This is a genomic window from Bartonella sp. Raccoon60 (genome assembly GCF_002022585.1).
Lineage (GTDB): Bacteria > Pseudomonadota > Alphaproteobacteria > Rhizobiales > Rhizobiaceae > Bartonella > Bartonella rochalimae.
Genome location: NZ_CP019786.1, coordinates 409,506 through 430,272, shown reverse-complemented (window position 1 = coordinate 430,272; position 20,767 = coordinate 409,506). Strand labels below are relative to the sequence as shown.

The 20,767-nt window shown below is 38.7% G+C and carries 19 protein-coding genes and 5 pseudogenes; 20 read left to right on the top strand and 4 right to left on the bottom strand.

All coding sequences use genetic code 11. The features are described 5' to 3' along the window. Positions 1-10 precede the first annotated feature (10 nt). Together Bra60_RS01805 and Bra60_RS01800 are read right to left on the bottom strand one after the other, a co-directional pair. Positions 11-316: a BrnA antitoxin family protein gene (locus Bra60_RS01805; RefSeq protein ID WP_078688432.1), complete on the bottom strand. Its 306-nt coding sequence runs from the start codon at positions 314-316 to the stop codon at positions 11-13. After that, complete coding sequence (locus tag Bra60_RS01800; protein WP_078688431.1) at positions 294-593, bottom strand: BrnT family toxin; 300 nt, start codon at positions 591-593, stop codon at positions 294-296. Before Bra60_RS01800 ends, Bra60_RS01805 begins: the two co-directional genes overlap by 23 nt. 191 nt (positions 594-784) lie before the next feature. On the opposite strand from Bra60_RS01800, the gene ssb reads away from it, so the two are divergent. From ssb to Bra60_RS01745, 10 genes and pseudogenes are all read left to right on the top strand, one after another. Beyond that, positions 785-1,237, top strand: a complete 453-nt coding sequence (ssb, locus tag Bra60_RS01795; protein ID WP_078688430.1) for a single-stranded DNA-binding protein — start codon at positions 785-787, stop codon at positions 1,235-1,237. 10 nt (positions 1,238-1,247) lie between these two features. Beyond that, positions 1,248-1,789 (top strand): annotated as a pseudogene (locus tag Bra60_RS01790) (hypothetical protein). Positions 1,790-1,866: 77 nt separating this feature from the next. Next, positions 1,867-2,031: a type II toxin-antitoxin system RelB family antitoxin gene (gene relB / locus Bra60_RS01785; RefSeq protein ID WP_236823959.1), complete on the top strand. Its 165-nt coding sequence runs from the start codon at positions 1,867-1,869 to the stop codon at positions 2,029-2,031. Positions 2,032-2,193: 162 nt separating this feature from the next. Next, positions 2,194-2,346, top strand: coding sequence for a type II toxin-antitoxin system RelE family toxin (locus Bra60_RS07540; RefSeq protein ID WP_236823958.1), 153 nt, complete (start codon positions 2,194-2,196; stop codon positions 2,344-2,346). A gap of 311 nt (positions 2,347-2,657) precedes the next feature. Continuing rightward, complete coding sequence (locus Bra60_RS01775) at positions 2,658-2,984, top strand: hypothetical protein (protein WP_078698026.1); 327 nt, start codon at positions 2,658-2,660, stop codon at positions 2,982-2,984. Next, a complete protein-coding gene (locus Bra60_RS01770; RefSeq protein WP_078698025.1) occupies positions 2,981-3,565 on the top strand; it encodes a hypothetical protein in 585 nt (194 codons plus the stop codon). Before Bra60_RS01775 ends, Bra60_RS01770 begins: the two co-directional genes overlap by 4 nt. Positions 3,566-3,793: 228 nt before the next feature. After that, entirely contained in the window at positions 3,794-4,510 is a 717-nt protein-coding gene (locus Bra60_RS01765; protein ID WP_078688427.1) for an enterotoxin A family protein, read from the top strand. A 571-nt stretch (positions 4,511-5,081) separates the two neighbouring features. After that, complete coding sequence (locus Bra60_RS01760) at positions 5,082-5,399, top strand: hypothetical protein (protein ID WP_078688426.1); 318 nt, start codon at positions 5,082-5,084, stop codon at positions 5,397-5,399. A 921-nt stretch (positions 5,400-6,320) separates the two neighbouring features. Further along, the gene (locus Bra60_RS01750) at positions 6,321-7,052 is read left to right on the top strand and encodes an antA/AntB antirepressor family protein (protein WP_078688425.1); all 732 of its coding nucleotides are present in this window, start codon (positions 6,321-6,323) and stop codon (positions 7,050-7,052) included. After that, a pseudogene (locus tag Bra60_RS01745) lies at positions 7,049-7,327 on the top strand (hypothetical protein). The gene Bra60_RS01750 and the pseudogene Bra60_RS01745 overlap by 4 nt, the downstream one beginning before the upstream one ends. A 44-nt stretch (positions 7,328-7,371) precedes the next feature. Here the strand turns inward: Bra60_RS01745 and Bra60_RS01740 are convergent. Beyond that, on the bottom strand, positions 7,372-7,668 hold the full coding sequence (locus tag Bra60_RS01740; protein ID WP_078688424.1) for a HigA family addiction module antitoxin: 297 nt from the start codon (positions 7,666-7,668) through the stop codon (positions 7,372-7,374). Between the two features lie 16 nt (positions 7,669-7,684). Beyond that, positions 7,685-7,984 (bottom strand): annotated as a pseudogene (locus Bra60_RS01735) (type II toxin-antitoxin system RelE/ParE family toxin). A 67-nt stretch (positions 7,985-8,051) separates the two neighbouring features. On the opposite strand from Bra60_RS01735, the gene Bra60_RS01730 reads away from it, so the two are divergent. From Bra60_RS01730 to Bra60_RS01685, 10 genes and pseudogenes are all read left to right on the top strand, one after another. Then, positions 8,052-8,621, top strand: coding sequence for a hypothetical protein (locus tag Bra60_RS01730; protein ID WP_078688423.1), 570 nt, complete (start codon positions 8,052-8,054; stop codon positions 8,619-8,621). Continuing rightward, on the top strand, positions 8,611-10,557 hold the full coding sequence (locus Bra60_RS01725; protein ID WP_078698024.1) for a phage terminase large subunit family protein: 1,947 nt from the start codon (positions 8,611-8,613) through the stop codon (positions 10,555-10,557). Before Bra60_RS01730 ends, Bra60_RS01725 begins: the two co-directional genes overlap by 11 nt. A 3-nt stretch (positions 10,558-10,560) precedes the next feature. Further along, the gene (locus Bra60_RS01720; protein ID WP_078680032.1) at positions 10,561-10,809 is read left to right on the top strand and encodes a phage head-tail joining protein; all 249 of its coding nucleotides are present in this window, start codon (positions 10,561-10,563) and stop codon (positions 10,807-10,809) included. Positions 10,810-10,817: 8 nt separating this feature from the next. Continuing rightward, positions 10,818-12,367 (top strand): annotated as a pseudogene (locus Bra60_RS01715) (phage portal protein). Then, complete coding sequence (locus Bra60_RS01710; RefSeq protein WP_078698023.1) at positions 12,357-13,427, top strand: S49 family peptidase; 1,071 nt, start codon at positions 12,357-12,359, stop codon at positions 13,425-13,427. The pseudogene Bra60_RS01715 and the gene Bra60_RS01710 overlap by 11 nt, the downstream one beginning before the upstream one ends. Further along, positions 13,424-13,690, top strand: coding sequence for a hypothetical protein (locus Bra60_RS01705; RefSeq protein ID WP_078688421.1), 267 nt, complete (start codon positions 13,424-13,426; stop codon positions 13,688-13,690). The genes Bra60_RS01710 and Bra60_RS01705 overlap by 4 nt, the downstream gene beginning before the upstream one ends. Beyond that, entirely contained in the window at positions 13,660-14,052 is a 393-nt protein-coding gene (locus Bra60_RS01700) for a head decoration protein (protein ID WP_194284828.1), read from the top strand. The genes Bra60_RS01705 and Bra60_RS01700 overlap by 31 nt, the downstream gene beginning before the upstream one ends. A 12-nt stretch (positions 14,053-14,064) precedes the next feature. Continuing rightward, positions 14,065-15,141: a major capsid protein gene (locus Bra60_RS01695; RefSeq protein ID WP_078688419.1), complete on the top strand. Its 1,077-nt coding sequence runs from the start codon at positions 14,065-14,067 to the stop codon at positions 15,139-15,141. A gap of 1 nt (position 15,142) precedes the next feature. Beyond that, positions 15,143-15,502: a head-tail joining protein gene (locus tag Bra60_RS01690; RefSeq protein ID WP_078688418.1), complete on the top strand. Its 360-nt coding sequence runs from the start codon at positions 15,143-15,145 to the stop codon at positions 15,500-15,502. 154 nt (positions 15,503-15,656) lie between these two features. After that, positions 15,657-20,610: pseudogene (locus Bra60_RS01685) on the top strand (DEAD/DEAH box helicase). The last annotated feature ends 157 nt before the right edge of the window (positions 20,611-20,767 follow it).

Here is a 20,767-nt window from a genome sequence, read left to right as displayed (position 1 = left end):
TATGGATTATTTATCGCATTGAACGAAGCATGGCATCACGTAAAATAGCATTAATCCGCGTTTGATATCCTTTCCCTTGGCTTTTAAGCCATGCTAGCACATCTGAATCCACACGTACAGTTGTGACAGTTTTCGTTGGTTTATAGAATGGATTACGAACGGTGTTTTTCCAGAATGCATCATCTAGTAATGGAATATCACTATGATCAATTGCACTGTCCGGCATTGCAGCCAGTTTATTAATTTCAGCTTTCTGTTTGTCTGTCAAAGGTGATAAGTTACCTAAATCAATTTCATAATGAACTTTCTTCTTCATAACGTTTCCTCTCTTTTAAGTTTGCTCGCCGCACTGAAATGATACGGATGACTTCTATGCCATCATTATCGTTATAAACAGTATGCGCTACGAGCAATAGTAAAAAGCCGTCCACAAGGCCTAAAGTTTGCCAACGATATTCTCCGTTTTCAATACGGTCTTGTTTAACCATGGCAAATGGATCTGCAAAAACACGTGCAGCTATTTCAAAACTTACACGATGCTTTCTAAGATTACTTTTTGCTTTAGTTTCATCCCATTCAAATCTTATTTTCATATCTCATGTTAATACATTTATGTATGTATATCAAGAGTTTTAAATGACTACTGAACTCCCTATGTTTTTTATATATTGAATATAATTTAATACTTTTAAAATAGTATTTAATAAATTGAAAAAATTGAAAAATATTTAACTTATGCTAAAGTTTGTTATAATTAAAACGCAAATCAAATAAGGCTACAAACATGCTGAATAAAGTGACATTAATTGGGTACCTTGGTGCTAATCCAGAAGGAAAAATGATGCCTTCTGGTTCGGAGATTGTGAATTTTCGTATGGCCACTTCGCAGAGCTATACGGACAAAATAACCCATCAAAAAATAGAAAAAACAGAGTGGCATTCTGTGGTGATTTTTAATCCACATTTAGCAAAAATTGCTCTTCAGTATCTCAAGAAAGGAAGTAAAGTTTATCTTGAAGGACAGCTTCAGACGCGTAAATGGCAAGATAAAAATGGACAAGATCATTCCACAACAGAAATTGTTTTACCTCAATACAGAGGTGAGTTGTATTTACTTGATGCAAAGAAAAATCAACCTGCATCTCCTACCCCTTCATCTATCACTTCTCAAAGTTATGCCGCCGCTTCAAGAGCTGCTGATTATAGTACAGATCTTAAGGATAACATGCCATTTTGATTGATAAAATATGACAAAGAGAAAGAAACGTGCAAAACGTGGACGCCCAAGACTTAAGAGACGTCTAAGAGAACCAAATGGACGTATCTCAAGAACCAAAAAACTCCGTGAACCCATGGTAAATTGGCAATTGAAATGCGTGCCAAACGCTTTGCCTTGACCATAGAAGAAGCAAAAAATCCACTTTCCAGTACTTATGTTGGTCGGCTTTGTTTGAAAGGCAAACTCAATCAAGAGCAATATGATGCTGCACAAAAGTATCTTGAAGTGAGAAACAATTACCTCTGTGCAAAAGGATTGCCTAATGCTGTTTATGATGAAAGACCTGTAACTTCTGATGACGGAGCAAGAGAAAAATGGGTACAAAAAGCAACCAATTATTATCAAGCTATGCAAGAGATAGTACAAGAAACACAATGCCTTTATCGACAGCATAATTTTTATGCAGCATTACAACATCTTGTTGTAGAAGATCAAACATTGCCACATCTTATCGGTTCACTGTATGTTGTTCTTAATGCGCTTTATAAACATTTCACAGTAACAAGGTAAAAAGCATGACGTAAAATGTTTTTCTGTACAATACGTTGTATTTGTATTACAGTGAATACGAATATGAGGATTGAGTTATGACAATATCTATTCGTTTGCCAAGTGATCTTGAAACACGTTTAAATAATTTAGCTTCTAAGACAGGACGTACAAAATCTTTTTATTTGCGTGAGATTATTGAACGTGGAATAGAGGAAGCAGAAGATTACTATTTAGCCTCACAAGTAAGAGAGCGTATTTAAAGAGGAGAAGCTACTTTTTATAGCTCTGAAGAGGTGAGGAAAGAGCTTGGCTTGGACGATTAGATATGAAAAAAAGCTCTCAGTTTTTTAAAAAAGTGTGATAAAAAAGAAGCATAGAGGATTGTTGATTTTTTAGATCAGCATGTTGCTTCTCTTGAAGATGTGCATGCAATAGATAAGCCGTTAAGAGACCAATTATCAGGTTTATGGAGGTATCGTGTAGGAGATTACAGGATACTCTGTGATCTTTATGATAAAGAGCTTGTCGTGTTAGTTTTGGCTGTTGGACATAGGAAAAATATATATAAAGGTTGAAGATAACAGCGGCAATGCGTATTATTTTTTGCCTTTTAAAATACTATATTTAGGCAAAAAAATAAAAAAAACACAAGAACATGATTTTTTTGTTGACGTGATGTGAAAAGTCGTATTTAATGACACCATTGCAGTAGTTGAATTGTATCTAAAATTCAAAAATATCCCCTCAAAATTCAGTAAAATATAAGCTTAAATAATGGCTGAAAAGTCCTGTTTTCTTGGTAATTTGGGCTAATCTATTTTCCAAAGAATAAAAATTAATATTTGACATCATTATGTCATTAAATAATTCCCCAAAAGGAGCAATGATGAAAGCTGTCATCACTAAGCCAATGTGTGTTCTTGGCGATAATAAAAGCACTGTTCGCTTTGAACCATCAACATCCAATAATCCATTTGTTGAAGTTTCCAATCAAGTCTATGCTCGACTTAAACGAGCAAACGCCGCAAAACCTTTTGTTGGAGTCAAGACAACAATAAAACCTGAAAAGGTAATTGAACAGACTAAGCCAATAGAAAAAGAAGTTATACAGACACCCTCTGAACCAGATGTAGAAGAAACTTCACTTCAACAAACCGAAACACCTAAAGCTTCTAAATCATCAACATCTCTTGCCCAAAAGCTTAAAAGTTGAAATTAATCATCCATCAAAAATGGTATCTTCAACAAGTAAAAGATACTTTTACCAATCTTCAAGCACCACGCCTTAATTGGGCTTTGCGTAATGCTGTAAATACCTCTGCAAAACAAGTCGAACGCTTTGCCGAAAAACAAATTGCTGACGTTACATCTGCCCAATCAAAGCATATCAAGCGAGGCATTTATATTAAAGAAAAGGCTACAGCAAAGTTTCTCGAGACGGATATCATTGGTTCTGGAACACCGATACCTCTTAAATTTTTTCAAGCTAAAGAAACAAAACGCGGTGTAATTTACAAAATGTTTGGAAAAAAAGAAATCTTGCCTCATGGTTTTATCAAAGGTGGGAGTTTTCCAAAACGTGTTGAATTAAAAAAGATGAAAGGTAATGTGTTTCAAAGAGTGGATGAAGATAAATTTCCCATTGCAAAACAAGAAGGACCCTCAATTGCTGGGGTGATGTCAAAGCCAGAAATTGCAAATGCTATTGCACAATATGCCAATGAACGATTAACCAAAAACATACAACACCAACTCGCTCGTCAAGAATACGCTGCTAACAAAAAAGCTAAATAATATTCTTAAGCTGTACTTACACACTCCTCACTTTAATTGTAATTTTTAAAGCAGATTATCACTTTTGTTTTGATTTTTTTTAAAAATCAATGAGAATTTTACTCTTGTTTCACTTAAATTTTTATATTAAAAAAGTACATGAAACATTTAATGAGAAAAGTAAGAACTTACTCATATGTTTTATAAAATGATCAACTCATCTTTAAGGATGAGGATGGGGGGAAGAAGATGCTTAAATTATTTGTTTCTGTAATAATTGTTATGTTTTCGCAATCTGTCTTTGCGGATGAGGTTCGTAAAGTCTATCGGGCGGTTATGCAATCTCCTGAAGAAATAAAGCGTGAGGGGGGATTCTTACCGCGAGGGATGGATGGAACACGCCCTAATCAACCTCCAGTAAATATAAGTTTATGGAATCATGTGCATGGAGCTGAAACAGGATTGTCACGCCATAATTCTGGCTATGTATCTACGTCAACCTCTCGAGGATTTGCAATTAATTGGGTAAATGATCACCTTAATCATAATGGTTATGTTTATCATATTAGAGCTACTCCTAATTTCATTGATGTCAATGCATCGTTAAGGAATTATTCTCCACATCCAGGAGAGCTAGAAATGGCTGCATTAGGTGTGATACATTGGAATCAAATTATAGGATGGGAAAGAGTGAGAGGAATAACTGTTGGTGATTTTGTTCGGAATCCAGATTACAGAGAGGAATTATATGCATATCTTTCAGGAGGAGGAGCTCAACCACAGTTAGCGGCTTTCCCTGATGGGCATCCAGCTTGGGCGCAACAGCCATGGGTTGCACATGCCGAGTGCGCATTAAAATCATCCTGTTCTCCTAAGAAATCAGCACAACAATTTGGAACGGATTGGTTTTGGAAATCTTATTACGATATACTTACGGTATTAGTTATTATTCTTGAAGAATTATAAATATATCCCATTATAACAAAATTATATATATTTTTTATAAATAAAATACTACATAAATAATAACAGAATAGTTTTATCCTTCATAGTGTAAAATCTTTTTTTAGGATATGAATATAAGATGTGCATTAATTAAACTTACAAAAGGTAGCTTGAAAAGCTGAGGAAACAAAACAGAAGTCATTTTTACTCTATCTGAGATTAATCTTGATGTGAGCGTAGATAATGATCTGCTTACAAAGAGTGAATAGAAAGATGATTTATTAATATTAATATCACTGCACACACAAGCAAATTTTAAATATGTAAAAGGGAGAACATAATGATCATATAGATAATGTTTATATATTGAATATATTTTTGCATAGCAATCATGCTAAACAAATACTATAATTATGGAAAAGAAGACTTGCCCATAGAACCCTATGAAGTGATTTGCATCAGTAAGCAGCAGTAAGAACCTACCGAAAGAAGCTAGTTACTTATAGGTTAGAGATCTTAAAAGTCTTTATCTTTGTGTAATGAAAAAAGAAATTAAATTCTACTATTTTAAATTTTAAAGGGGGAAACTATCATGAAAATTAAAGGAAAAATATTTCTATCCTTGATTATAACAATCTTAATGATAAAACCATCTATCAGCGGACCTTATGTACAACCGGGTTATATAGGTTCAGTTGGAGTTGATCTACAAACATTTAACTGTACTTTAAAAGTAATCTATAAATCCAGTCCAGATATACAGTTGGGAACTTGGCGTTGTGATAGTACACCAGGAAAAGCCATTCTTGATCTGGCTAAAATAGCAACCATACTAGATAGACCAGTAGAGGTAGTTTTTATGAGTAGTAAAGACGAAGCAAAACCGGTATTAGGTATTACTTTGAAATAAAGTCAATAATCGAAATTGATTTTAGGAATGCTGATACTTCTGCAAATGTATTAGATATTATTTTCTTCTCTGCTATAGGAAAAAAATATATCAACCAACAAGGACTTTGTGAATTTTACTAAAAATTTAGAAAAACCTAAGAGCTTTCCATGGTTGAGAGGAATTAGATGATAATAATACACGCTTTGATTTATAACCTATTGAAAGGGTATGAAACTTGGTAAAAAGCTTGATATCTTTTAGATCCAATTCATGTTCATTTTATTGTTTCCTTCAAAAGAGACAAAGAAAATATCAAGCCTTAATCAAAAAAGCTAAATAGATGTTAGACTAGATCTGTCACAAAAACTGCTTAAATTTAAAATACAATTTCATCTTTTCCACTTTTAAAGTGGAGAGGATGTTAATTTAAAAAAGATTGCCAATTATACCTCTCCTATCTCTAAAAAAATCGAATAAAATCAATGCACAAGGTACTTTCCAGCGGGTTAGGTCTGTTGCGGGGCTGAACAGCGCGAACTATCGCTAGCGTTAGAATTTTTCAAATTGACTGTACATTGTACACATAAGCTATTGATAAATAACGATTTCAATATGTGTACTGTACAATATATGATTATTTAAAGACAAAAATTATCGAAAGATACTTGACATTATTTCTGTAACATATATCTTCGAATCAGGTGCTTCAAAAACACCTTGACGATAAGCGGATGGATTGCCGAAACAGTCTCTTCACCGCCAATTAAAAGCTTTGACTCATTATATGTGCATAGCATATAAATGACTTGTCGGGTGTGGTTGCGCTATACAATACCCTCGTGGGGAAAGTGTAACGACGGACTTATCGCCGTGTTTTTGAGCACCCGGCACTCTTTTATTGAGTGTCAATCAAAAACATCTAACGATAAGGAGTTCATCATGAACACTCTTATAACAATATCAGAACAAACTATTGGACAGGAAATTGTTCAAACGGTCAACGCGCGTGAATTACATGCGTTTTTGGAAGTGAAAACCAGTTTTAAAGATTGGATTATCAGGCGCATTCAAGATTGTAAATTTAAGGAAGGATATGACTTTTGCTCTTTTTTGAGCGAAAGTTCAGGTGGACGTCCTTCTAAAGATTATGCTCTCACCTTAGACATGGCTAAACACCTTGCAATGATTGAGCGTAATGATAAAGGTCATCAAGCAAGAGAATACTTTATCGAATGTGAAAAGCTCGCAAAACAAGTAGTCACACCACAAGTTGACTACTCTAAACCCGAAGCATTACTTGGTGTCTTGAACCACCTACAAAGCCAAATCGAACAGAAAGATCACGTGATTGCAGAGTTAACACCAAAAGCAAAAGCACTTGATGGTTTAAAACGTTCTGATGGTTTGTTCGGTCTGATAGAAGCTGCAAAGATATTAGAGGTACGGCCAAAAGATTTAACTAATTACCTCCGTAAGAATGATTGGGTCTATCGACGAGCTCCAAGTGGTCCTTTGTTACCTTATCAGGATAAGATCAAAAAAGGTTTTATGGATTGCCCTGCCATCACCATTCAAAGACCGGATGGAACAGAAAAGGTGCTTCCTTCAACAAAAATCACATCCAGAGGATTAGCGTGCTTGAGAGAACAAATCCACGGAGGTGTACAATGAAAATGGATATAGACTTTTTGTGCAATTTATGGATAGCATTGTCTTAGTTTTCCAATCATCAAAGCATTGGAGATGAAGAGTGTAACACACTGGTGCAGGTCATATACATGGTAGAAAAAGCTTTGATTGTAAAACTTCAAGATGAGGTACCAAATATACTTAAAATCTTGACAGTTCTAACAGATTTTGGAGTTTCAGAACTACCGCATAGCATGGATTCTTTGTTGCGAACCTATGCTCCTACTTTGGAGTGCCCCATTAAAAAGGTTGCTTAAGTTAAAACAGAACTCCCCTCCCCGTTCTTAAAATGGGGAGGTGGTTAAACTCTACATTCAAATTTATTGATTTTAGAAAATTCATCTGCTTTTTCAGTTTGTAATATACTAACGTCGTAAGCAGCTTGCATGTTAAGCCAAAATTCAGCTGTTGTATCAAAAAAATAGGCTAATCTTAGTGCTGTATCGGGAGTAACTGGACTGTTTTCAGCAACAATCCGTTCTATCCTCGTGCGTGGAACATTCAATGCTTTTGCAAGAGCATAAGCAGAGAGAGCATATTCTTTTAAATATTCTTCCCGTAAAATTTCTCCGGGATGTATTGCTATATAATTTCTCATCTCGACCTCCTGTAGATCAATGATAATCTACGATTTCAACTTCATAGGCGCCATTAGAACGCCATTCAAAACAAATACGAAACTAGTCATTAATACGAATAGAATATTGACCTTTACGCTCTCCTTTCAATGCCTCTAAACGATTTCCCGGAGGACTGCGTAAATCTTTGAGATCAACTGCTTTATCAAGCATAAATAATTTTCTTTGAGCTATACGTACTAGAGTTGTGGAAAAACCTTTAGGCGAATTGCCTTCTAAAAGATCTTTACATCGCTTATCCGCAAAAGATTCAATCACCAAATCACCTTCATTCATTCTTTTATGTATCGTATCATGATACCAATCTAAAGAAAAGAATAAATGTTTAATAACGGAAATAAAAATGAACAAGAAGCATCGTGATGGTCTCTCGGTTCGAGCCTTTGCGAAAAAGATGCGTGTCTCCCCTAATGCGGTTGTTTCACGATTTAAGACAGGTAAATTTGATGCGGCTCTTTTTGAAGATGGTTCTGTCAATGAAGCTCTTGCAACAGCTATCTGGAATGAGAACCCAACAAAGCGCCCTGCCTCACTTTTAGCACCTGATGGACAACGGCGGACAAAGATCAAACAAGCCTCGACAGATGGAGCCAATGAATTTGAGATCAAATTGGAGCGAATGCAGGTTGCGCTAGCAAAAGAAAAGATTGCTCTGGAAAAGTTACGGGAAACAACTGTTGATCGTGAAGAAGTAAGAAAAGAAGCATGGAACTTTGGAAGAGCGCATCGAGATACAATGCTCAATTTTGCCTATCGCTTTGGTGCTGAAATTGCGGCGCAAGTCGGATGTGATGCTGCTAGCCTTATTGGAGCTATCGATCATCATATGCGCAAAGCTTTAATGGAAAATGTCGTCCCTGTCTCTTTTCACGATCCTAACATTTTAGAAGAGAATCCAGAACATAATAAGTAATGCTTCGCCCTCATCCTCTGGTGCTGGGCTCTTTTTTTGCTATGCGAATGAAGGACGCCATCCTGACCCGCCTTATACTGTTTCTAAGTGGGCTGATAAAAATCGTTATTTAAGCACAGTTACGAGTGCAGAACCTGGATTATGGAGAACTATACGTACCCCTTATTTGCGCGAAATCATGGATAATCTTTCTGTTTATGATCCGACTGAAACAACGGTTGTGATGAAGGAGGCTCAGTTTGGAATGTCGGAAGCAGCGTTGAACTTTTGTGGTTATGCTATTCATCATAGTCCAGGACCGGCACTGTATGTGATGCCGACAGTTGAGACCGCTAAGAAACTGTCAAAGTCTCGTCTTGATCCGATGATTTCAGCTAGCCCTGCTTTAAGTGAACGCATTGCCCCTGCTCGTACACGAGACAGTGGAAATACAATGTTTTCAAAGGAATTTTATGGGGGAACATTGATGATTACCGGAGCAAATAGTGCTGCTGGATTGCGTTCTTCTCCTATTCGCTATTTGGTTTTGGATGAAGTCGATGCTTATCCATTGAATGTGAATAACGAAGGCGATCCTATAACAATTGCTGAAAAGCGAACCTCTGCTTTTATTCAACGTAAAATTTTTAAATTGTCCACACCGACACACCGTGACACAAGCCGTATTGCCAAAGATTTCGTGCTTGGTGATCAAAGATATTACAACGTCCCTTGTGATGTATGTGGTACGCTACAGCCGATTATTTGGTCACAAATCAAGTGGCAAAAAGGCGCCCCCGAAAAAGCTGTTTTTGTTTGTGCGCATTGTAGTCATGAACATGCCGAACATCGCAAAGAGACCTTAATGGCGGAAGAAAACGGTGCTTGCTGGATCGCAACACAGGAGTCAAGTAAGCCTCGTCTGCGTTCTTACCATATTTCAGCGCTTTATTCGCCATGGCTTACTTGGAGCGATTGTGCACGCGAATTTTTAAGAGCCAAAGAAGACCCTGCTCTTTTGCAGGTTTTTATTAATACAGTGTTTGGAGAGCCTTGGGAAGATAGAACGGGAGAGGTCATCGATACTGATAGCCTCTATGCAAAACGCGAAGATTATCCTTTAGCACCAAAACAAGCCGTCGTATTGACAGCAGGCATTGATGTTCAAAATGACCGCTTGGAACTTGAAGTGGTGGGATGGGGACGCAGTGAAGAAAGCTGGCATATTGATTATCACGTTATTCCTGGTGATCCCTCTTCTTTTGAAGTATGGGACCAACTGGATGAATATCTTACAAGACGCTGGCCACATCCAGGTTACAAAGATGGCATCAGAATAACGGCTGCTTGTATTGATACCGGTGGTGGACACACACAAGCGGTTTATAATTATGTACGCCCCCGTGAGGGACGACGTATCTGGGGAATTAAGGGACAGGCGGGATGGCGTGCAGTATGGCCGCGCCGTCCAAGTAGAAACAACAAAGAACAGATTAATCTCTATATTGTTGGTGTTGATGCAGCAAAAGATATTATCACGGCACGGTTTAAAAAATCCGGTCCTGAAGCATCGGGTGCTGGTGCAACGCATTTTCACAAAAACCTTGATCGAGAATATTTTGACCAGCTGACCGCTGAAAGAAAAGTCATCAAATATTTTAAAGGCTTTAAGCGCATTGAATGGCAAAAAAGCGAAAAGGCAAGAAACGAGGCTTTGGATTGTAGGGTCTATGCTTATGCAGCTTTACAAGGTCTGATTTCAGCAGAAATAAACCTTAATCGAGAAGTCGATATCTTAGAAGAGCGTTTGGAAAAACTTAAAATTGAAAGCTCTTTAGAGCAGCCAATATCAGAACACCAACCCTCTCCTGCTACAAGAAGATCTCAGACAGCACAGCCTCAAAAGAAGCAATTCAGAACAATAATAAATCCTTATATGCGAGGGGATTGGAGGTAATTTGTGGATGAAACTTTAGGGCAATTTAACAGCAAAATTGAGAGACTTGAAAGTTTAAAAAAACGGCGCGAACAAATTGAAGAGGCTCTTTATTCAGGTGCACAATCGGTACGCCATGGCGATAAGCAAGTAAGCAACCGTTCTGTTGAGGAACTTCGCAGAGCACTTGAGATGCTGAACACACAAATAGCCTCCCTTGAAGGACGCAAGCATTCACGCGTTTTCTATTTTAATATATCACGAGGCTATTAATGCTATTAATGGCTGGCTTTTTAAATAAAATTACGGAATTTTTTACAATTTCTCGTCAACACAGTCCTCATTTTGAAGCAGCAAGCAAAAGTCGTCGCATGGGTGGTTTTGACCCTGCAAAAAAACACATCAATAAAGCGATTGAAGAATGCGGTGAAACCATTGTTTCTCGTTCAAGATGGCTTTATGACAATGAATCTCTTTATGGTTCTGCAACAGAAGAATGGGTCTCCGCGGCTGTTAGCGATGGAATTAAGCCATATCCTCGTATTGAAGGCTTTCAAGAAGAAAAGAAAAAGCTTTTAGATTTATGGTGGCAATGGGCTGATGAGGCAGATTATGATGAAGATGCTAACTTTTATGGTCTGCAAGCAACGATTGCACGAGAAGTCTTTTTAACCGGCGAATGCTTTGTAAGACTACACTATGTCGACCTTTATGGACGCTCTGGTGTGCCACTTCAATTGCAAGTTTATCCAACCGAAATGCTGGATTTAACTTACAATGGACCTGCTGAAATTAAGGGCAATTACATCCGCATGGGAATTGAATTCAATACCAGTGGTAAACGTGTTGCTTATCATTTTTGGGAACATCACCCCTATGATGATCGCCCTGAAAACACAGCATTTAAGAGCCAAGAGCGCGTGCGCATATCCGTGCCTGCTGAAATGGTCATTCATATCAAAGAGCGCCGTATTGCGGGACAATTGCGCGGTTCTCCTAAAATAACACGCTGTATGACAAAGATCTTTCAACTCGAATCCTATGATGATGCAGAACTAGATAGAAAAAGGACGGCGGCTCTTTTCGCGGCGTTTGTCAAGGACAATTCACCAAACGTCGAAAAATTATCCGATAATCGTGATAAAACAACGTTGAAGAAGAATACAAAGCACCTGTCATTGTGCCCGGTGCATCTCTTTATTTAGGAGAGAATAAAGAGGTTACATTCTCAAATCCTGTTGAGGTTGGAGGTTCTTATGAAGCCTTTCAATTTCGCAATATCTTGAAAATTTGCTCAGCTCTCAATATGCCTTATGCCGTTGTTACTGGAGACGTTACGCGCGGCAATTTTTCCAATGTGCGCACCTCCATCATTCAGTTTAGACGTCACGTCAAACAATGGCGCGAACATATCATTTCCTTTCAGTTCAATCGCATTGTTTGGGAGCGCTTTGTTGAAATGGCAGTACTTGCTGGATGCGTCAATTTGCCAGAGTGGGAAGAAAATCCCTTGCCATGGCTTCAATGTGAAAGCTTTGCACCACCACTTGAAATGATCGATCCAAACAAGGATATCTCAGCGGAAAAAGAAGAAATTCGCGCCGGTTTAAAAACACGACGAATGGCACTTGCTGAACGTGGTTTTAATATTGACAGCATTCATGCCGAACTTGAGGAAGAACACATAGACGCTCGTGCACGTGGTTTATCTTTTGATACGGATATGGCGGATCCTTCTGGTGCACAGAAAACGATGGATTCCACAAACTCTGATGCTAGCGATTCCTATGAAAGCAACCAAAGCAGTGAGGCTCACAAAAATGACGAATAATCTTGACATGCCGTTTTTGGCATCACGGCTTTTTGGTGTTCCACATATGCTTGCCTCAACAAAGCTTGATGTCATTCTTAATGCTCTTGCGCCGCGTCTTTTTGCAGGAGAAAAGTTTACCCCTAAGGCTTTTTCACAAGGAGATACAGCATCTTTCAAACCACCTGAAACTTACGTGGTACGCAATAATGTTGCCATCCTACCAATTCATGGCACACTTGTGCGCTGCAGTGCATGGCTTGGCGCTCTCTCAGGGTTAACCTCTTATGAGGGTTTAAGTGCTTCTTTTCGTGAAGCTATGGCACAACCTGATGTTCGCGCTGTTTTACTTGATATTGACAGCGGTGGGGGAGAAGCTGGCGGTGTGTTTGATTTGGTTGAAGAGTTTCAAACACTCTCAAAACAATACAATAAGCCAATTTGGGCGCATGCCAATGAGTTTGCCTGTTCAGCAGCTTATGTCATTGCTTGCTCTGCCTCTCAAATATGGGTTGCTCGCACAGGGGTTGTGGGCTCAATCGGGGTTGTTTGTGCCCATCCTGACCAATCCCGGGCAGATGAGAAACATGGACTTAAATGGACTTTTGTCTTTGAAGGTGATCACAAGGTTCATGGCAATCCTCACGAACCGTTAGCCGACACAGCACAAATAAAAATGCAAGCAGATTGCGCCCTACTCTACGAGATGTTTGTCGATTTGGTAGTGCAAAACAGACGCTTAAGTGCTGATGCAATTCGCAACACAAAAGCAGAAACTTTTATAGGCACCCAAGCTCTCACGCTTGGATTAGCAGATGTGCAAGGCACCCTTGCGCAAGCTTTGGAAGCCTTAACGGATTCCATATCACAAAACCCAACATCAACAGCAAAAGAAGGACAAAACACATGGCACACACAAAATACCGCGCTGAAGAAGATGATGATGAAAAGATTGTCGACATCATCAATGACGAGGAAGAAGACGAAGACAACAGCGATATCAACAAAAACGCTGAAGTCTTTGACGACGAAGAAAACGAAGATGAGGATGAAGACAATGAGGACAAGCACAAAGACATGAAAGCCATACTTGAAAAAGAAAGAAAGCGCGCGCAAATACTAACAACCCTCGAAAAGCAAGCAAAGCGCCTAGGCGTTTCTTTTGATGCCGCACAAGCTATTCAAAAAGGTATGAGCATTGAAAAAGCACGCCAGTGTGTGTTAACAGCTGCTACCTCTCAAAGCGCGTCTTTAAAGGTATCGCCTTATGTTCCCCATGCTTATGGAGAGAGCAAGGCAAAGATTCATGCAAAATGGGAAGCAGCTTGGAGGGCAGTGAAATGAATATTATTTATGAAGACGTACGCAATGGCGCTTATCTTGGTCTATACGACCCTGACATGTCAAACGAAGAAGTAATATTTGCATCAGGAGCATTTATTGAAGCGGGAACTGTCATGGGACAAATAACCGCATCAGAAAAATATATCCCCCTTAATCCAGCAGCATCAGATGGCAGTCAAACACCGGCAGGGATTTCTTTTGCCACTGTTGACGCAACAGACGCAGATCAACGCGCCGTGATTACAGCACGCTTATGCACTGTAAAAGCTTCTGAACTGCTATGGCCAGATGCCATCACAGATGAGCAAAAGAAAGAAGCCATTCAATCTTTAGAAGACAAAAACAACATTCTATTGCGATAGGAGAACGCACACATGGATATGAATTTTTTTAAACATGATGCTTTCTCAAGCATTACAATGATGAAAGCCATCGAAAACTATGAGTTTCAACCTGGTCTTGTGAGCTCTCTTAATCTTTTTGAGGAAGTGGAAACAAGCACCACAGTGGTTGGGATTGAACGGCGTGATAATACATTTTCGCTTATTCAAACCAGTGAACGCGGGGCACCTTTAGAAGAAGGTAATAGAGATGGTCGTAATCTCCGGTTTTTCAAAACAACAAGGATTGCCAAAAGTGATACAGTGAAATCAGAAGAAATCCAAAACCGACGTGAATTTGGCACAGAAGATCAGTTAGAAACAGCAATGAAATATATTGCCAGAAAACAAAAGAAACTGATTTCTGAAATCGAATTAACATGGGAGAATATGCAACTCGGTGCTGTTCAAGGTGTTGTCCTTGATGCTGATGGCTCGGTAATTGTCGATTGGTACAAAGAATGGGAAATCACGCCACCAAAGCCCATTGACTTTAAACTGAATAATGAAACCACCAATGTTGCTGACAATGTTGACCAAGTCATTATAAGGATGATTGAGGCTTCAAAAGGAGCATTTTCTGATCGTTCACGGATTATTGGGCTTTGCGGAAATGAATTCTTTTCCAAGTTGAAAAACCATAAAACAATTCGTGAAACCTATTTAAATACAACCTTAGCACAAACACTCAATAGCGCAGGAGGTGTTGCAACACCAAGCGCTCTTGGCTCGGGGAGTTTTGGCAGTTTTGACTTTGCTGGTATCACTTTCATTAATTACCGAAGTATTCACAACTATAATGTGAGTGCGAAGGCTGGAACAAAACGCGCCATAGGAATTAAACCTAATGAATGTCAATTCTTTCCTGTTGATGCACCTGGTGTATTCCAAAAAACCTTTGCCCCTGGTGAAAGCTTAGATTTTGCTAACACAGTTGGAAAGCCTCTCTACACAATGCTAATCGTCGATCACGACCGTAATGCATGGGTGAAGCCTGAAGTGTACAGCTATCCACTTTACATCTGCACACGCCCTGAAATGCTATTTAAAGCAGTGATTGGAGCAAAATAAGATGCGATGGCATGGGCTGCTAAACCAAATGGTTAAAGATGTGCGCAACACTTTTGGGCAGCCCATCATCTATACGCGAAAGGACAACCAGCAATCTTTTCATATCACAGCGATTTACGGCATCAAACATTCGGAATCGGACCCCGGTGGCAGAATCCCCACAACAATTGCAAGAAAGGAACTTGATCTTTGCATCAATGATATCGGAGGCTTACCACCAAAGCCTGAAGATAGCGTTGTTGTGATGGCGCCTGAAAACAGCAAAGCCCCCTCTTCTCAAGAGCATTTTACTGTTACAGATGTCCAAGCCTCTGAATCCGGTATGTATAAACTTATTTTAAGGAATACACCTTATATCTAGCAAGGAGCTTTGATCATTCTTGCTTAGAAAATATTTCATTGTAGAGAATGAGGAGATGAAGCCGTTTAAAATCCTTTAGGGAGGATGGTAATAAGCATTGACGAATTTGTTTAAATTCAATAACTAAAAATACTTTAATGTGGTGGGTAGGGTCATGACATTACAATCGCTTTTACAGACATATCGTGATGAAGCGCGTACCGAACGAGACAAAGGGACAATATTTTGAGCGTTTTGCACTTGCTTATCTGAGATATGATCCTCTCCAGCTTGAACAATATGAAAAGGTTCAAAGCTTTACAGATTGGGCTCGTGAAAATGATTGGGATGGTCGTGATACCGGTATTGACCTTGTGGCAAAGATTCGGAGTGAAGAGGGCTTTGCGGCAATCCAATGTAAATTTTATGATGCAGCATATCGGATTAGAAAAGCAGATATTGATAGTTTTATTGCGGCATCAGGGAAAGCTCCATTTACACGCCGTATTGTTATAGACAGTACTGAAAGTGCTTGGAGTGAAAACGCCGAAACAATGATACGGGGGCAGGATATTCCTGTTATACGCATTGGTCTTTCCGATATACAACAAAGCCCAATTTATTGGGAAACTTTTGCAGCTAACGGTAAAGTTTTGCTGAAGGATAAAAAGAAACTGCATCCACATCAACGCGATGCATTACATTGTGTGCGTGTTGGACTTACTGAAGCAGATCGTGGCAAGCTTATTATGGCTTGTGGAACGGGAAAAACCTTTACCAGTCTTAAAATTGCTGAAGATTTGATGGGTAAAGGAAAGTTTGTCTTGTTTCTTATCCCTTCCCTTGCGTTAATGTCACAGGCAATACGTGAATGGACAACCGATACAGAAATCGGATTACGATCTTTTGCTGTCTGTTCAGACACACAAGTGGGAAAGCGTCGTAAAAGAAGTGATGATGTTGCTGAAATTGATGTGTTTGATCTTGCGTTTCCAGCAACAACCGATGCCGCTAAACTTGCCGAACATGCAAATAATGTTGTAGCAGATAAAATGACCGTTGTGTTTGCGACCTATCAATCCATTCAGGTTGTGGCTGATGCTCAAAAAAAGTTTGGTTTTCCAACATTTGACCTTATTATTTGTGATGAAGCGCATCGCACAACAGGTGCAACGCTTGTTGGAGAGGATGAATCTCATTTTGTTAAAGTGCATTCTAATGATGTTATTTGTGCTAAGAAACGCCTTTATATGACAGCAACACCACGTATTTTTGGTGATAATGCAAAAAGTCGAGCACATGAAGAAAATGCTGCCATTGCTTCAATGGATGATGAAAAGCTTTTTGGTAAAACACTTTTTTATCGGGGGTTTTCATGGGCAGTACAAAATAATCTGTTAACGGATTACAAAGTTATTGTTTTAGCAATGGACGAAGAACTCGTGAGTTCAGCTGTTCAGAAGCGGCTTAGCGATAGCCAATCCGGACTTGTTCTTGATGATGCAACAAAGATTATTGGTTGTTATAAGGCGCTTATAAAACAAGATATGCAGGCTGATGTTAATGCTGATCCCTATCCCATGCATCGTGCTTTGGCGTTTTGTAAGACTATTGAAAGTTCTAAACTGGTACGTGATGAATTTTCGGCGGTTGTTCAAGAATACCTTGATTATATCAGCAAAGAAAATACCGCAAACAAGCCACTTCTGAAATGTGAAATCGAACATGTTGATGGTCGTCTCAATACTAAGGATCGTGGTGCATTGCTCGATTGGTTGAGAGCTGATAGCGGTGAGGAATGTTTATCGTATTTTGACCAATGCGCGTTGTTTGTCTGAGGGAGTGGATGTTCCGGCTCTTGATGCTATTATGTTTTTAAATCCACGCAAGAGCCAGATTGATGTTGTTCAAGCTGTTGGGCGGGTGATGCGCCGCTCTGAGGGCAAAAAGATGGGCTATGTCATTCTGCCGATTGGTATTCCCGCTGGCACTCCCGTAGAACAAGCTCTCAATAACAATGAAAAATATCGGGTTGTTTGGCAAATTTTAAATGCTTTGCGTGCCCATGATGACCGTTTTGATGCTACGATTAATAAGGCATCCCTAGGACAAAATGTGAGTCATGTGATTGAGATTATTGGAGTGACAAAGAGCACTGAATTGCAGGCTGTTACTGCTGTTGTAGAGGATCTTCCTACACGTTCACAACCCGCACGAGCGGGAATTGGAACACCGGAGTATGATTTCACTATTACAGAGAAAATACAAGGGGAACTTTGTTTCCCCGTAAATGAACTTTCTCGTGCGATTATAGCAAAGATCGTCAAGAAATGTGGGACACGTGATTATTGGGAGGATTGGGCGAGCAACATTGCTGAGATTGCTAAAAACCATATCACGCGTTTAACAGGCATTCTTGCAGAGCCAAATACCAAGGCGCGTCAAGCCTTTGACCAGTTTGTGGCAGAACTACGTGATGACTTAAATGATGGGATTACAGAAGCTGATGCGATTGAAATGTTGGTGCAGCATATTATCACGCGTCCGGTGTTTCAGGTATTGTTTGAAGGGTATCAGTTCACGCAGGAGAACCCTGTATCGCGCGCTATGCAGCGTATGCTGGATGTGCTTGATGAGAAAAATCTCGATAAGGAATCCAAAGATCTTGAGAAATTTTACGCGAGTGTAAAATTACGAGCAAGTGGAATTACGGATCTAAAAGCAAAACAGAAGTTGATTGTAGAGCTTTACGATAAATTTTTCCGTTATGCTTTCCACGCACAGTAGAAAAACTAGGCATTGTTTATACCCCCGTTGAGATTGTGGATTTTATTATTCATTCTGTTGATAATATTTTACAAAAGGAATTCGGAAAAAGCTTGAGTTCTCGAGATGTTTCTATTCTTGACCCTTTTACGGGAACAGGTACCTTTATCACGCGGCTTTTACAATCAGGTCTGATAAAACCAAAAGATATGGAATATAAATATCGTCATGATATCTATGCCAATGAAATTGTTCTCCTAGCTTATTACATAGCTGCCATTAATATTGAATCGACCTATCATGATCTTATGAAAGGAGATTATATTCCCTTTAAGCATATTGGTTTGGCTGATACGTTTCAGATGGTTGAAAAACAAGATCTGATGAAGGGTTTACTAGAGGAAAATAGCGAATATTTAGAACTTCAGAAAAAACTGAATATTGAAGTGATTTTTGGGAATCCTCCTTATTCCGTTGGACAAAAAAATGAAAATGACAATGCAAAAAATACTTCTTATCCACTATTAGAGAAACGGATCAGTGAAACTTATGCTGTTCAGTCAAATGCAAGTCTTATACGAAATCTTTATGATAACTATATAAAAGCCATTCGCTGGGCAAGTGACCGTATAAAAGACCGTGGTGTTATTGGTTTTGTTACAGATGCAAGTTTTGTAGATGCAAATTCTATGACAGGTCTACGTAAATGTCTTGTTGCAGAATTTAGCAGCCTTTATATTTTCCATTTACGTGGTAATCAACGAACCTCTGGAGAGCTTTCGCGAAAAGAAGGTGGGAAGATTTTTGGTTCCGGATCTCGAGCACCTATTGCAATTTCTATTCTCGTAAAAAATCCAGAATCCCAACAGCATGGTAAAATATATTTTCATGACATTGGAGATTATCTCACTAGACAAGAGAAACTTGCTATAATCGCGTCCTTTCGTAGCATTTCTGGCATTACACGTGAACACGGCTGGCAAATCATTACACCAGGTGCGCATGGCGATTGGATAAATCAACGTGATGACAGTTTCAAAACATTCCTAGCTATAGGTGATAAAAAGACTAATAATAAAAAACTCTTTGAAACTTTTTCGTGTGGTATTGCAACAAGCCGTGATGCTTGGGCATACAATTCAAGTTGTGAAGCTTTAGCGAATAATATGAGCAATATGATTGCCTTTTATAATAGCGAAGTCGAACGTTTTAATGATGCCCATCCGCATACTGATCACAAAACACGTATAAGGATTGTAAACAACTTTATAAATTCGGATGAAAAAAAGATAAGTTGGAGCCATAATGTTAAGCAAGAATTGCTAAAAGGAAAGCACTTCAGGTTTGAAGGTAGCTGTCTTACGCAAAGCCTCTACCGTCTTTTTACACGACAATGGCTATACTATAATCGCACTTTCAATGAGAGAGTCTATCAAATGCCGCGTATATTCCCAATGGGAAAAGCGGTTGATAATAGAGCAATACAAGTTACAGGGATAGGAGTGATGAAAGGCTTTTCTGTTTTGATGAGTCAAAATTTACCTAACTTGGATTCAATAGAGAAAAGTCAATGTTTTCCACGTTATTTCTATGAAGATGTTACGGTTGCAAAAAATAAAAATGAGAAACAGTCACATTTATTTACAAATATTATAGAAGAAAGCGAAACAGCTGATTTGCAAAGGCGTGATGCCATTACGGAGGAAGGATTAGCCCATTTTAAAGCTGCTTATCCCCATGAAACCATAACGAAAGATGATTTATTCTATTATGTTTATGGATTGTTACATTCAGAAGATTACCGTGCTCGTTACGCTGATAACCTCTCTAAAGAGCTCCCTCGCATCCCTTGCGTAAAAAGTGTTGAAGATTTTTGGATGTTTGTGACAGCAGGGAGTAAATTAGGCAATTTGCACGTAAATTATGAAACTGTAGAGCCTTATCCTGTTATCTTTAAAAAAGGTGATCCTAAACTTACAGATATCACTAACCCTGAGAAGTTTTATTACGTTACAGAAATGAAATTTGCAAAAGCAGGTAAAGAAAAAGACAAGTCTACAGTTATTTACAACAGTAATATCATCATGACAGATATCCCTCTTGAAGCCTATGATTATGTTATAAATGGTAGACCCGCTCTTGAATGGGTTATGGGACGGCAGGTTGTCAAAACTGATAAAAATAGTGGAATTGTTAATGATGCCAATTGCTATGCTGTTGAGACCATTGGAAACCCTGCTTATCCTTTAGAATTGTTTCAAAGGATTATTACAGTAAGTTTAGAAACTATAAAGATTGTTAAAAACCTTCCAAAATTAGAATTAAGAGAAACTAAAAATGTCAACTTATTCATTGTGCGGTAAAACAACACAAGAGGATAAGCATTCAAAATGAACAGGCTTAAAACCAGTTAAGTCATAATCTGTAAGATCATCAGTATCAACAAAGTTTTCTGCTTCTTCATCTGTCTAAAAAATGGGCATTTGTTTTAATTTAGAGGTTTTCATAAAAATTACTTTT

What these genes read in the sequence shown, in the direction of transcription:
- Bra60_RS01690 (WP_078688418.1), top strand. Translation starts at nt 15,143, where the DNA reads ATGCGATGGCATGGGCTGCTAAACCAAATGGTTAAAGATGTGCGCAAC.
- Bra60_RS01805 (WP_078688432.1), bottom strand. Translation starts at nt 316, where the DNA reads ATGAAGAAGAAAGTTCATTATGAAATTGATTTAGGTAACTTATCACCT.
- Bra60_RS01740 (WP_078688424.1), bottom strand. Translation starts at nt 7,668, where the DNA reads ATGAGAAATTATATAGCAATACATCCCGGAGAAATTTTACGGGAAGAA.
- Bra60_RS01760 (WP_078688426.1), top strand. Translation starts at nt 5,082, where the DNA reads ATGAAAATTAAAGGAAAAATATTTCTATCCTTGATTATAACAATCTTA.
- Bra60_RS01695 (WP_078688419.1), top strand. Translation starts at nt 14,065, where the DNA reads ATGGATATGAATTTTTTTAAACATGATGCTTTCTCAAGCATTACAATG.
- ssb (WP_078688430.1), top strand. Translation starts at nt 785, where the DNA reads ATGCTGAATAAAGTGACATTAATTGGGTACCTTGGTGCTAATCCAGAA.
- Bra60_RS01730 (WP_078688423.1), top strand. Translation starts at nt 8,052, where the DNA reads ATGAACAAGAAGCATCGTGATGGTCTCTCGGTTCGAGCCTTTGCGAAA.
- Bra60_RS01775 (WP_078698026.1), top strand. Translation starts at nt 2,658, where the DNA reads ATGAAAGCTGTCATCACTAAGCCAATGTGTGTTCTTGGCGATAATAAA.
- Bra60_RS01800 (WP_078688431.1), bottom strand. Translation starts at nt 593, where the DNA reads ATGAAAATAAGATTTGAATGGGATGAAACTAAAGCAAAAAGTAATCTT.
- Bra60_RS01700 (WP_194284828.1), top strand. Translation starts at nt 13,660, where the DNA reads ATGGGAAGCAGCTTGGAGGGCAGTGAAATGAATATTATTTATGAAGAC.
- Bra60_RS01705 (WP_078688421.1), top strand. Translation starts at nt 13,424, where the DNA reads ATGAAAGCCATACTTGAAAAAGAAAGAAAGCGCGCGCAAATACTAACA.
- Bra60_RS01750 (WP_078688425.1), top strand. Translation starts at nt 6,321, where the DNA reads ATGAACACTCTTATAACAATATCAGAACAAACTATTGGACAGGAAATT.
- relB (WP_236823959.1), top strand. Translation starts at nt 1,867, where the DNA reads ATGACAATATCTATTCGTTTGCCAAGTGATCTTGAAACACGTTTAAAT.
- Bra60_RS01765 (WP_078688427.1), top strand. Translation starts at nt 3,794, where the DNA reads ATGCTTAAATTATTTGTTTCTGTAATAATTGTTATGTTTTCGCAATCT.
- Bra60_RS01710 (WP_078698023.1), top strand. Translation starts at nt 12,357, where the DNA reads ATGACGAATAATCTTGACATGCCGTTTTTGGCATCACGGCTTTTTGGT.